Below are 11,219 nucleotides of genomic sequence, written 5' to 3' on the forward strand. Positions count from 1 at the left end.
CGAGGCGCTTCGTGGGTGCCCCTATTTCGTCGCCGTCCAGGCCGACGAATGCCGCACGAGCGACTCGCCTCTCGATGCAACGAGGAGGGCTCGATCCTCGCGGCTGCGGATGCGCGGCTGGCGCGAGCTCGATCGCGGTGCAACGGCGTAAAAGCGCGGTCTCGCCCGCGAGCGTCCTGGGCCGGAGAGACAGGGGCGCTCGTCGTATGCGCTGGCCTGGGCGGACCCGTGAATCGTGAATGAGCGGAGTCGGTGTGAACCTCTCGAGTCATTCGGCGTGCGGGCGAGGGCCGTGATTCGCGGCGCCCCTGCGACGTGAACGACGAGCGCAAGCTGGTCCGCGAGCGGAGTATCATCCCCGGGCCATGTCCGCCACGTCCGGCCGACCGCCCCTCACCGTGTTCGTCCTCGGCAGCGAGCTCGAGGCGTGAGCGCGCCGGCCCGCAGATCAGCGCGAGACGGCCTCGTGCAGCGCGAACGCGGCCCCCTGCGGGTCCTCGCACTGGGCCACGCGGCCGCCGCCCGGCACGCGCATCGGTTCGCCGGCGACGCTGCCCCCGCCGGCGCGCACGCGTTGAAGGGCGGCGTCGAGGTCGTCGACCGCGAAGTGGAACAACCAGTGAGTGTGGATCTCCGGGCGCAGCGCCGCGTCGGACATGCCGCCGACGCTCGCGCCGCCGGGTCGCCACGCGAACTCCTGATAGGCGCCGAGCGCGGGCCCGAGGTCGTGCCGCTGCGTCGGCGACCAGCCGAACATGCTGTGATAGATCGACGAGGCCTGCGCAGGATCGCGGGTGTGCAGATCACACCAGGCGAGCGTCGCGGTCGGTGATGCATGGGTGCGCGACGTCACCGCCAGGACGGCGCCCAGCGGATCGCGCAGCGGCGCGACGAGGCCGTCGGGGCGGGTCTGCGTCGGGCCCAGCGGGCTCGCGCCGAGCGCGACGAATCGCTGGACCGCGGCCGGCACGTCGGCGACTGCGACGTGACCGAGCCAGTGCGCCGGGGCGCCGCGGGCGGCCGCCTGCGCGGGCAGGACGGCGAACTCACCCAGCTCGGGCCCGTCCGGGCGCAGGCGCCAGCAGGCGTCGGCCGCGGCGACGACGAGCCCGACCGCGTCGACGTAGAAGGCCCGTGCGGCGGCCGGATCGGTGGTCCTGAGCTCGTACCAGCAGAACGTGTGCATCGGCGGTGTTCCTCGCGTGTCGGCGGCCAGCCTACCAGAAGCGCGGCTCACGGAGTGCGGTGCGGCGATTGCCGCCCGGGGGCGCGGTGGTACCAATGACGCTGGGACTCCTCGCATGCGCTCATCGAACCTGTCGTGGCTGTCGTCGTCGCTCCTGCTGCTCGTGAATTGCGGTGAGCCCGCCGCTCGCGCCACCGTCGCGACCGAGACCACGAGCGTCGCTCCGGCCGTCGAGGCCAAGGCGGTGCAGGAGGAGCGCGGGGCGCAGCCGGCCGCGGACGAGGCGGTCGCGGCGGAGCCCGAGGCGGGCAAGGCGGAGGAGGACGAGGTCGTGCCGCGAGCGCCCGCGCCGGCGACCGCCGAGGAGGCCGCGCGACAGATGGCGACCTGGCTGGCCGAGCGCGACGCGCCGGTGCCGGCGCTGCTCGACGACGAGTCGGAGATCGAAGTGGTGATGAATTGCGGCACCTGCGACGGGACGGAGCCGGGCAAGTCCGCGAAGGCGGTCGGCTTCGACGCCCTGATCGCGCTCGACCGCAGCCTGCGCAAGGGCGCCATCCTCGGCCTGTGGGACTTCGGCGACCAGATCGAATGCAAGCAGGGCTGCTGCCGCTTCCTCATCGATCCGGAGGTCGGCCTGCAGGAGCACGTGCTCGGCCTCAAGAAGGTGTGCGTGCGCATCGACGCGGCCGGCAAGCCGATCGACTACACCCGCATCGAGGGGGTCGGCGGGCACCCGGGCGCCGAATTCAAGTGAGCCCGGGCGGCGGTGCGAGATCGCGCCGCTCTCGAGGTGGCCGGAACGTGCCACCGGTTGACCGATCTTCCGCCATTCTCGCGCCGCGGCCGGAGTGTTAAGCCTTCACGGTCCGTATCGAGGAGCGTGTCGTGGCGCGATTGGTCGTTGGGATCCTTCCATTGTTGTTATCGCTGGCGTGTTCGCGCGGGGCGGCCGATTCGGCCGACGAGGGCGGCCCTGGGCTGCTCGAGGGCATCCGCGATCGCGCGGGGCGGGTGCTGGCGCAGGACGCCTACGGCGACGGGGCGACCGAGCTGGTCTACCTCGATCAGGGCTGGGGCCCGGCCGAGACGCTGTGGTTCTACCACGCCGATCAGGGCTCCGTGCTGATGCCGTACGACACTCTGGTCCACCTCGAGCAGGCCGGCAGCGAGCGGCCGTTCGTCAGCCCCGAGCACATGACGCGATTTCGCTTCCTCAATCAGTACCCGACGCCCAACAACCCGGACGGGCTGCCGGTCGGATTCACGCGTCACGACGACCAGGTCGGCCTGACCTGCGCGGCCTGTCACACGACGCAGATCAACTACCGCGGGACGGCGGTCCGCATCGACGGCGCGCCGGCGCTGGCCGACGTGGCCGGCTTCCTGCGCGAGGTCGAGGCGGCGCTGCGGGCGACGCTGGCGGACGCGGCCAAGCTGGCGCGCTTCGCCGCGGCGCGGACGGGCGGCGGCACCGACGAGGCGGCCCGCGCGGCGGCCCGCGCGAGCCTCGAGGCGACCCTGGCGTGGTTCGAGGATTACAACGCCGCCAATCGCTCGCCCACGATCGAGGGCTTCGGCCGCATGGACGCGATCGGGCGGATCATCAATCAGTCGATCCGCTTCACCAGCGGGCCGCAGAACAGCCTCGAGCCGAACGCGCCGACCAGCTATCCGCTGCTGTGGGACGCGCCGCGCCACGACTATGTGCAATGGATCGGCTTCTCCGCCAACGCCGAGGCCGGCTCGCTCGGTCGCAACGCCGGCGAGGTGATCGGCGTGTTCGGGCGGGTCGAGGTCCAGCACTACGAGACGGAGAAGGAGGCGAAGCGCGGCTACGAATCGACGATCGACGCGAACGCGCTGGTGGCGATGGAGGAGAGCCTGCGCCGGCTGCAATCGCCGGTGTGGCCGGAGCAGGTGCTGCCGGCGATCGACCGCGGTCTGGCGGCCCGCGGGGCGGAGCTGTACCAGCAGCAGTGCGTGTCCTGCCACGCGCTGATCGATCGCGCCGACCCGCAGCGGCGGGTGGTCGCGCAGATCACCGGCCTCGACGTCGTCGGCACCGACCCGACCAGCGCGCGCAATGTCGCCGACGCGCGCGTGCCCGCGGGCGTGCTCGAGGGCGCCATCTCGCCGCAGGGCCAGCGCTACGGGGCGAAGCTGACCGCGCTCGCGCTGCTCGGCGACCTGGTCGCGCGCTCGCTGGCGGCCAACCCGGTGGCGGCGACGCGGGCGATCGTCAACGCGAAGCGGCACCAGATCGAGAAGACGCCGAAGCAGGGCGACCACCCGCGCAGCGACAGCGACCCGACGGTGTCGCTGCAGGCCTACAAGGCCCGCCCGCTCAACGGGATCTGGGCGACGTCGCCGTACCTCCACAACGGCTCGGTGCCGAGCTTGCACGACCTGCTGCTGCCGGTCGCGCAGCGGCCCGCGCGCTTCAGCGTCGGCCGCTGGGAGTTCGACCCGGACAAGGTCGGCCACGTGAGCGACGGCGAGGGCCCGTTCGTGGTCGACACCACGGTGACCGGCAACTCGAACCGCGGCCACGAGTACGGGGTCGACCTCGGCGAGGATGACCGCCGGGCGCTGGTGGAGTACTTGAAGACGCTGTGATTCGCGAGATCACAGGTCGGGCTGCGACGCGGCGATCGACCTCGCCGCGCCGCGCGTGAGCGAGGTCGGCGTCACGCCGAGCACGCGCCGCATGCAGCGGGCCATGTGGCTCTGGTGCGAGAAGCCGACCTCGAGCGCGACCTGGCTGGCGGCCATGCGCCCGCGCAGCAGCAGCGCGCGGGCGCGGTCGACCCGGCGGTGGATCACGTAGGTGTGGACCGGGAGGCCGAGCGAGCGGCGAAACAGGGTCTTGAGGTGCGAGGCGCTGATGCCGGCGACGTCGGCGAGGGTCGCGAGGGACAGGTCGCGATCGAGGTGCTCCTCGATGTACGCGGTGACTGCCCGCAGCTGCTGCGGCGTCAGGCCGGGAGCCGGGCGCGGCGGCGCGGCGATCGGCCCCAGCAGGCGCACCGCGAGCGCGAGGCCGAGGCTCTCGCCGAACAGTCGGCCGCCGGGGTGGCCGGCCGCGCGCTCGGCGTCGAGCGCCGAGACGATGTGCTCGATCTGCGGATCGCGGATCTGGTGGCGTGAGTGCACCTCGACGTGCGCCGGATCGCGGCCCGTCTCCTCGGCGGCGCGGCAGATCAGCGCCGGCGTCAGCGAGACGACCAGCGACGTGCTGGCGTCGGCCTGATGCCATTCGTCGGCGATGCCGGCGGGGAACACATCGATCTCGCCCGCGGTGTGGACGAATCGATGGTGGCGACATCGCCCGCGCGCGGGCCGGCCGACGTGGACGCGCACGCGGTGGTCGGCGGACTCGGGCAGCGTGGCCACCCCGGCCGTGAAGGTCTCGAGGGCGAGACGCGGAGAGAGTGGGGCGCGCGCCGTGAGCGTCTCGGTCCCGGTCATCGCGCGATCCTACCCGAAGCCGCCGGCGGCCTGACCACGCGTCGCCGTCCGATCGTGTCCTCGGCGCGTCCGAACGTGCGCGACCGCGGCCGCCGGCGGACCTATCCCTGGGGCATGCAATCGCAATCCACAACGAACGAGGCCAGCCTGCTCGGCCTGGGGGCGATGGGCGCGGCCCTCGCTCGCGCGGCGGCGACGAAGGGCCGGCGCCTCACTGTCTGGAATCGGACTTCGGCCAAGGCCGCGCCGCTGGTGGCTGCGGGCGTCACGGTGGCCGCGAGCGTGGCCGCGGCGGTGGCCGCCAGCCCGGTGGTGATCGTGTGCGTCACCGACTACGCGGCCACGCGCGCGCTGCTCGAGGCGGCCTTGCTCGCCGGCAAGACCGTGGTGCAGCTCAGCACCGGCACGCCGCAGGAGGCGCGCGAGCTGGCGGCGTGGGCCACGGCTCGCGGGGCGCGCTACCTCGACGGCGCGATCCTGGCGGTGCCGAGCCAGGTCGGCGGGCCGCACGCGAATCTCATGACGTCGGGCTCGCGCGAGGCGTTCGCGGCGGCGGAGGGCGTGCTCGCCGAGATGGGCGCGGTCCGCTTCGTCGGCGAGCCGCCGGGCGCCGCCGCGGCGCTCGACCTCGCGGTCCTCTCGAGCCTGTTCGGCGCGCTGCTCGGCTTCTACCACGGGGCCCGGCTGATCGAGGCGGAGCAGATGGGGGTCGACGGCCTGGGCGAGCTCATGGCCGCGACCGCGCCGGCGATCGGCGAGATGATCCGCATCGACGCCGAATCGATCCACCACGGCCGCTACGAGGCGCCGGAGGCCTCGCTCGAGATCTGCTGGCGCAGCATGGATCTGCTCGGACGCCACGCCCGCGAGGCGGCGATCGACGGCAGCTTCCCCGGCTTCGCGGCGGAGATGTTCCAGCGCGGGATCACTGCCGGCTTCGGCGACGAGGCGCCGGCGGCGATGATCAAGGTGCTGCGCGCCGCGTCGGCGCAGAAAGGAGCGCGGTGATGACGGAGCACGCTGGCAAGCAGGCGGTGATCGTCGGCGGGACGCACGGGATCGGGCTGGCGACGGCGAGGCTATTGCTGGCCGGCGGCGCCGAGGTGCTGGTCACCGGGCGCGAGGCGAGCGCGGCGGCGGCCAGGTCCGAGCTCGGCGAGCGGGTCGTGGCGTCGGACATCGCCGACCTGGCGGCGATCGACGCTCTGGTCGGGCAGGTGCGGGCGCGCCTGGGGGCGATCGACCTGCTGTTCATCAACGCCGGGGTCGCGGAGCTCGAGCCGTTTGACCGCGTGACCGAGGCGTCGTACGACCGCACCTTCGATATCAACACCCGCGGGGCGTTCTTCACCGCGCAGCGGCTGGCGCCGCTGGTGCGCGAGGGCGGGTCGATCGTGTTCACGACCTCGATCGCCAGCATCACAGGGACGCCGGGGATGGCGGTGTACTCGGCCAGCAAGGCGGCCCTCGGGGCGTTCGCCAAGGTCATGGCCGCCGAGCTGCTGCCGCGAGGCGTGCGCGTCAACACGGTCAGCCCGGGGTTCATCCGCACGCCGACGATGGGCACGGCCAGCAGCACGCCCGAGGAGCGCGCGGCCTTCGAGCGCGAGGGCGACGCGGTCACGCCGATGGGCCGGATCGGCACGCCCGAGGAGGTCGCCCGCGCGGTGCTGTTCCTGGCCTTCGCCGCGACGTTCACCACCGGCACCGAGCTGTACGTCGACGGCGGCCTGGGACAGCAGCTCCCGCCGCCGCACCATGTCCATTAGGGCATGCTTGAAAGGTCATGACCTGAAGAGCATGCCCTCATGGGCATGTTCATAAGGTCACGTCTCTCGAGGCCGACCGCGCCGACGTCGGGCGAGTCGGCTCGGCTAGGCGCTCGCCGAGATCGACAGCGAGACGGCCTGGAGCTGGGCGGCGGGCCGCGGCCAGGGGATGCGGAGCTTGACGATCCGGCGCTTCATCGCGTGGCGGGTGATTCCGAGGAGATGAGCGGCGCCGACGATGTTGCCGGCCTGCTCGAGCGCCGCGACGCAGAGGCGCCGCTCGGCGGCTGCAAGGTTGAGGTCTTCGAGGACGAGCTGAGGCATGACGAGCTTTTACCCCGCCAGCATGGTCTCGCGCAGATAAAGCCGCTCGCTCCGGTTCGTCCCGCGTGGGTGGGGCGGCGACCCGACGGCCCGCGCTCAGCGGATCTCGAAGGCCGCCGAGCCGGACGTCAGCGAGCCGGTCCATGTCGACATGTCGCCCGGGGGCAGGCCCACCTCGAGGGGCGGGTTGGTGATGCGCACCCGCGCCTCGTAACGGCCCGGCGGGAGCTTGTACGTATAGGCGTGGCAGCACGTGTATCCGGTCAATCGCTCGAACGCGTGCGCGCGGCGCTCGCCGGCCGCGAGCTTCATCCACCTGGCCACCGCCTTGCGCTCGGCCTTGAAGGTGCTTCTGGCGACCGTCGCCCCGGATTCGTCCACCACCTCGAGCTCGCTCACGCCCCAGTAGTCGGGGTGCACGAGCGTGATCGGGTCGGTGCCGACGTTCTCGACCTGCAGCACCGCGTCGACAGGCTCGCCCGCCGAATAGGAGGTCCTGGACATCGCCAGCGAGAGCGAGAGCGGCGGGGCTGCGGCGGCGCTCGGCGACGCCTCCCGCGCTCGCTCCGCTCCGACGGCCGCGGACGGCCCTGTCACGTCCGTTCCGTCGCTCGCAAGCGCGAACGCGGGCCCGGTGAAGCGTTGCTTGCCGTCGCAGCTCGTCAGGACGAAGCGGTGTGTGCCGGCTGCATCGGGGTTCTTCTTGCAGTTCGTCGTCTCCGGGCATTGCCCGGAGCAGAGCAGTCCGCTCCACGCGGGCGGGCGCAAGCGTTCCCCTGGATCGAGGCGCACGCACCGGGGAGCCGGCCGTCCGCAGGCCTCGATCAGCTCCACGCGCGACGCCGGGCCTGCGCCCCACGTACCCGAATCCATCGATTCGATGGCCACGGTCGACGCGAGCTCGATCGACGCACCGCTGACATTCGTCACTTCGAAGGCGCCCGGCGGCTCGAGGTTGGTCAGCTCGATGCCGGCGGACTCCACTGCGTCGGACGCCGGCTGCTCCGAACCTGTGGGTGTGCCGTGCGGGCATGCGGCGATGATGGCGAGGACGACGGACAATAGGAGGACAGTGAGCGGCGGGGGACGGGTGTTCACGGTGTGCACCTGTAGGAACACGCTCCCGCGAGGAGCGCCATTACATGGACATGCGTGCAGCATCGCGGCGCGGGACTGCTCGCCAGGGAGCATTGCGAGCCGTCGCCTGGCCGGTCCACAGGGGGGCGGCCGTGAGCTCGCTCCCTCAGGTCGCGCATGAGGCGATCATTGCCGTGGCCGCAGCCGAGCCTGTCGCTTCAGCTCGGTCCGTCGAACGTGCGCCGGCGCTGGGCCAGCGCGACTCCATACAATCGCCTGCGCCGCCGGCCACTGCTCGCTGGGCGGCGGTGCATCGTCGGTGATCCGGCGGGCGGCGTCGAGGACGAGCGTCACGCCTCGACGCAGTGGAGCCATTACGGGCCTACGGCGTGCCGTCGGCGTGGGGCGGGTCGTAGATGACGAGGAAGACCAGGTCTTCGGCGCCGATGTTGGTGACGCTGTGCTGCGCGTGCGCGGGGACCTTGACGAAGGTGCCTGGCCGGATCTGCCAGGTCTGCTCGCCGATCTTCACCCTGCACGTGCCGCTCAGGAAGTAAAACGCGTGGTTGTACGTGTGGCTGTGCGGCGGGGAACCGCCGCCCGGGCCGAACTTGGTGACCTGGGCGCTGTAGGCCGAGGTGTAGTCGGTCGCGACCAGATCCTGGCTGAGCGAGAAATTCCGCCCGAGCTCGGTCTCGTGCCAGGCGAGGTCCTCTGGCGCGAGGACGTAGTGGGTCGCGGTGCCGCTGTCGCTCATCGTGAATCTCCCTTCTGCGCCGCCGACCGACTCGGCTCTCCTGCAATGGGGCCGCCTGGCATGACGAACCTCTGGCACTGCACAGCTCGGACACCCTGGATCGGAAGCCGAATCGGTGCACCCGAGCTCGCGCGGTGAGTGCCGGCGATCACGTGCCGCTCGGCGGTGCCGGGAGCTCATCCCGATTGCGAGCTCAGTGGCGGATAGTCCACGTAGCCCCTGTCTTCGCCGGCGTAGAAGGTCGCGAAGTCCGGCGCGCTTAGCGGCGCATGGACCCTGAAACGCTCCGGGAGGTCGGGGTTCGCCACGAACGGGACCCCGTAGGCGACGAGATCGGCCTCGCGGCTCTCGATCACCCGGTTGCCCGTCTGCGCGTCGTAGCCGCCGTTCACCATCAACGTCTGGTGAAAGAGCGTACGCAGCAGCGGGCCCAGGCGGTCCTCCGCGCGCGCCGGGGGCAGGAGGCCGCCCAGCGGCTCCATCAGGTGGAGATAGCCGAGCTTCCTCGCGTTCAGCTCCTTCGTGAGATACGTGAACGTCTCCTTCGGGGCGGAGTCGGACATCGAGGCCATCGTCATGTGCGGCGAGATTCGATAGCCGACCCGCGCGGCTCCCCAGACGCGGATCACTGCGTCGGTGACCTCGAGGGGGAAGCGCGCGCGATTGGCGATGCTGCCGCCGTATTCATCCGTGCGCTGGTTCGAGCCGTCCCTCAGGAACTGATCGAGCAGGTAGCCGTTCGCGCCGTGGAGCTCCACGCCGTCGAATCCGGCCGCCTTCGCGTTCTCGGCGCCCTTTTCGAACTGTTCGACGATGCCGGGGATTTCGTCGCGCCGGAGCGCGCGCGGGGTGACGATCTTCTTTCGGCCCTCGTGGGTGAAGGCCTCGCCTTCGACGGGGAGGGCCGAGGGCGCCACGGGGAGCTCGCCGCCGTGAAAGTCGGGGTGCGAGACGCGGCCGACGTGCCAGAGCTGGAGGTAGATGCGCCCGCCGGCCTGATGGACTGCGTCCGTCACCCGCTTCCACCCGGCGACCTGGGCCGCGGAATGAATGCCCGGAGTGCGCACGTAGCCGACCCCCTGCGGGCTCACCTGGGACGCCTCGGTGATGAGGAGGCCGGCCGACGCTCTCTGCTGATAATACGTCGCCGCCAGCGGGTTCGGCACGTTGCCCTCCACGGCCCGGCTGCGGGTCATCGGCGCCATGACGATTCGGTTGGGCAACTCCAGGCCGTCCAGGTCGTATTGATCGAAGAGATTCATCGCTCGAATCTCTAAGTTCGTAGCGAGGTCCTGCCAAGAAGGCACATTGCTGTGCGCTGGTCTCATCCGTGTAACCGCGCGCTGTTCGGTCGTGTAGGGGGTGTTCGTTCGTCGCTCGACCACGATCGAGGAGCTCCGCGTCGAGTCGGCCGAGGGCGGGAGGTGGCGCGCGCGGGCGAGCCGGGCCGGACCGGCCCGGAGGTCGGCGGGCCCCCGCTCGGTCCGTGGGACCCGCGGATCCGCGCCATAAATCGCAATTCTTGCGAAGTTTTGCCGGTCTTGTTGTTTTTCGGAGGAGGTGGCGGTACCGTCGTCCCATGAAGCCTTGCCAGCGCTGTGATCGCCACGTTCGTGTCTCCGAGGTCGTGTGTCCGTTCTGTGGGGCGACTCAGCACGAGGTGAGCGCGACGGCGCTGAGCTGGGCGGTCGGGCTGGCGATGCTGGGCGCGGCGTGCGGGCCGGCCAAGGAAGATTCGGCCTCGGGCAGCACGAGCGAGGCGACCACCGAGGCGACGAGCACCAGCAGCGGCGGGATGACGACGACGAGCGCGCCGACGACCAGCGGGAGCGACAGCGAGTCGGGCACGAGCACGAGCACGAGCACGGGCGGGACTTCGAGCAGCAGCACCGAATGCGCGAGCTGCAGCGATTCGACCGAGGGCGGGGCGTTCATCTACGCGGCGCCCGACATGGGCACCCAGGGGGTCAAGGAGTGCGACCCGTGGGTGCAGGACTGTCCGATCGGCCAGAAGTGCGTGCCGTTCCCGAGCGCCGGCGAGGGCGCCCTGGACTCGCTGCATTGCGCGCCGGTGGCGGAGTCGCCGGAGCAGGCCGGCGATCCGTGCGTGCTGCAGGGGACGGGATCGGAGCTGACGGACAATTGCGACGTCGGGCTGTTCTGCTGGGACAGCAGCTGTGTGCCGCTCTGCAGCGGCAGCCCCGACGCGCCGGTGTGCGACGATCCGGCCGACGTTTGCCTCATCGCCAACGATGAAGCGCTGACCCTCTGCCTGCCGAAGTGCGACCCGCTCGCGCAGGACTGCGAGGCCGACGAGGTGTGCCTGAGCGTCGGCGATACGCGGGAATTCCTGTGCCTCCGCGACGCCAGCGGCGACGGCGGGCAGGAGTTCGACGCGTGCGAGCTGGTGAATGGCTGCGATCCCGGGCTGGCCTGCCTCGGCCCGGCGCTGGCGACCGAGTGCGACGACGCGGCGTTCGGGTGCTGCCTGAAGTTCTGCGACCTGACGATGCCGACGTGCGCGGGCGCCGGGGCGGAGTGCCTGCCGTGGTTCGAGGCGGGCATGGCCCCGGCAGGGCTCGACGACGTCGGGGTGTGCGGGCTGCCGTAGCTAGCTGTCCTTCGGGACAGATGA

12 protein-coding genes are annotated in these 11,219 nt (G+C 71.5%); 5 read left to right on the forward strand and 7 right to left on the reverse strand.

Features of this window, described 5'->3' with window-relative positions:
- Nucleotides 1–448: 448 nt before the first annotated feature.
- Nucleotides 449–1,186: a VOC family protein gene (locus tag O0S08_RS11500; protein WP_269039129.1), complete on the reverse strand. Its 738-nt coding sequence runs from the start codon at nucleotides 1,184–1,186 to the stop codon at nucleotides 449–451.
- Nucleotides 1,187–1,301: 115 nt separating this feature from the next.
- Between O0S08_RS11500 and O0S08_RS11505 the strand changes: the two genes are divergently transcribed.
- The gene (locus O0S08_RS11505; RefSeq protein WP_269039130.1) at nucleotides 1,302–1,943 is read left to right on the forward strand and encodes a hypothetical protein; all 642 of its coding nucleotides are present in this window, start codon (nucleotides 1,302–1,304) and stop codon (nucleotides 1,941–1,943) included.
- A 131-nt stretch (nucleotides 1,944–2,074) separates the two neighbouring features.
- The gene (locus O0S08_RS11510; RefSeq protein WP_269039131.1) at nucleotides 2,075–3,805 is read left to right on the forward strand and encodes a c-type cytochrome; all 1,731 of its coding nucleotides are present in this window, start codon (nucleotides 2,075–2,077) and stop codon (nucleotides 3,803–3,805) included.
- A 9-nt stretch (nucleotides 3,806–3,814) separates the two neighbouring features.
- Here O0S08_RS11510 and O0S08_RS11515 read toward each other — a convergent pair whose 3' ends face one another.
- Nucleotides 3,815–4,657 carry an AraC family transcriptional regulator gene (locus O0S08_RS11515; RefSeq protein WP_269039132.1) on the reverse strand — a complete coding sequence of 281 codons (843 nt, stop codon included), beginning with the start codon at nucleotides 4,655–4,657 and terminating at the stop codon, nucleotides 3,815–3,817.
- A 114-nt stretch (nucleotides 4,658–4,771) separates the two neighbouring features.
- Here O0S08_RS11515 and O0S08_RS11520 point away from each other — a divergent pair, with 114 nt between their 5' ends.
- Nucleotides 4,772–5,665 carry an NAD(P)-binding domain-containing protein gene (locus O0S08_RS11520; RefSeq protein WP_269039133.1) on the forward strand — a complete coding sequence of 298 codons (894 nt, stop codon included), beginning with the start codon at nucleotides 4,772–4,774 and terminating at the stop codon, nucleotides 5,663–5,665.
- Entirely contained in the window at nucleotides 5,665–6,426 is a 762-nt protein-coding gene (locus tag O0S08_RS11525; protein WP_269039134.1) for an SDR family oxidoreductase, read from the forward strand. The genes O0S08_RS11520 and O0S08_RS11525 overlap by 1 nt, the downstream gene beginning before the upstream one ends.
- A 105-nt stretch (nucleotides 6,427–6,531) precedes the next feature.
- On the opposite strand, the gene O0S08_RS11530 is transcribed toward O0S08_RS11525, so the two are convergent.
- The 5 genes from O0S08_RS11530 to O0S08_RS11550 all read right to left on the reverse strand — a co-directional run bounded on the left by O0S08_RS11530 (nucleotide 6,532) and on the right by O0S08_RS11550 (nucleotide 10,519).
- Nucleotides 6,532–6,750, reverse strand: a complete 219-nt coding sequence (locus O0S08_RS11530; protein WP_269039135.1) for a helix-turn-helix domain-containing protein — start codon at nucleotides 6,748–6,750, stop codon at nucleotides 6,532–6,534.
- A 96-nt stretch (nucleotides 6,751–6,846) separates the two neighbouring features.
- Entirely contained in the window at nucleotides 6,847–7,848 is a 1,002-nt protein-coding gene (locus tag O0S08_RS11535; RefSeq protein WP_269039136.1) for a hypothetical protein, read from the reverse strand.
- Between the two features lie 361 nt (nucleotides 7,849–8,209).
- A complete protein-coding gene (locus O0S08_RS11540; RefSeq protein WP_269039137.1) occupies nucleotides 8,210–8,584 on the reverse strand; it encodes a cupin domain-containing protein in 375 nt (124 codons plus the stop codon).
- A gap of 176 nt (nucleotides 8,585–8,760) precedes the next feature.
- Complete coding sequence (locus O0S08_RS11545; protein ID WP_269039138.1) at nucleotides 8,761–9,846, reverse strand: alkene reductase; 1,086 nt, start codon at nucleotides 9,844–9,846, stop codon at nucleotides 8,761–8,763.
- Nucleotides 9,847–10,234: 388 nt separating this feature from the next.
- A complete protein-coding gene (locus O0S08_RS11550) occupies nucleotides 10,235–10,519 on the reverse strand; it encodes a hypothetical protein (protein ID WP_269039139.1) in 285 nt (94 codons plus the stop codon).
- 16 nt (nucleotides 10,520–10,535) lie between these two features.
- On the opposite strand from O0S08_RS11550, the gene O0S08_RS11555 reads away from it, so the two are divergent.
- Nucleotides 10,536–11,195: a ribulose phosphate epimerase gene (locus O0S08_RS11555; protein WP_269039140.1), complete on the forward strand. Its 660-nt coding sequence runs from the start codon at nucleotides 10,536–10,538 to the stop codon at nucleotides 11,193–11,195.
- The last annotated feature ends 24 nt before the right edge of the window (nucleotides 11,196–11,219 follow it).

This window comes from Nannocystis punicea (assembly GCF_026965555.1).
Taxonomy (GTDB): Bacteria; Myxococcota_A; Polyangia; order Nannocystales; family Nannocystaceae; genus Nannocystis; species Nannocystis punicea.

Excerpts from the sequence above, each read along its gene's own strand:
- O0S08_RS11500 (WP_269039129.1), bottom strand. The coding sequence starts at position 1,186 with ATGCACACGTTCTGCTGGTACGAGCTCAGGACCACCGATCCGGCCGCC.
- O0S08_RS11505 (WP_269039130.1), top strand. The coding sequence starts at position 1,302 with ATGCGCTCATCGAACCTGTCGTGGCTGTCGTCGTCGCTCCTGCTGCTC.
- O0S08_RS11515 (WP_269039132.1), bottom strand. The coding sequence starts at position 4,657 with ATGACCGGGACCGAGACGCTCACGGCGCGCGCCCCACTCTCTCCGCGT.
- O0S08_RS11520 (WP_269039133.1), top strand. The coding sequence starts at position 4,772 with ATGCAATCGCAATCCACAACGAACGAGGCCAGCCTGCTCGGCCTGGGG.
- O0S08_RS11525 (WP_269039134.1), top strand. The coding sequence starts at position 5,665 with ATGACGGAGCACGCTGGCAAGCAGGCGGTGATCGTCGGCGGGACGCAC.
- O0S08_RS11530 (WP_269039135.1), bottom strand. The coding sequence starts at position 6,750 with ATGCCTCAGCTCGTCCTCGAAGACCTCAACCTTGCAGCCGCCGAGCGG.
- O0S08_RS11540 (WP_269039137.1), bottom strand. The coding sequence starts at position 8,584 with ATGAGCGACAGCGGCACCGCGACCCACTACGTCCTCGCGCCAGAGGAC.
- O0S08_RS11545 (WP_269039138.1), bottom strand. The coding sequence starts at position 9,846 with ATGAATCTCTTCGATCAATACGACCTGGACGGCCTGGAGTTGCCCAAC.
- O0S08_RS11550 (WP_269039139.1), bottom strand. The coding sequence starts at position 10,519 with ATGAACGCCCCGCCCTCGGTCGAATCGCTGCAGCTCGCGCATTCGGTG.
- O0S08_RS11555 (WP_269039140.1), top strand. The coding sequence starts at position 10,536 with ATGGGCACCCAGGGGGTCAAGGAGTGCGACCCGTGGGTGCAGGACTGT.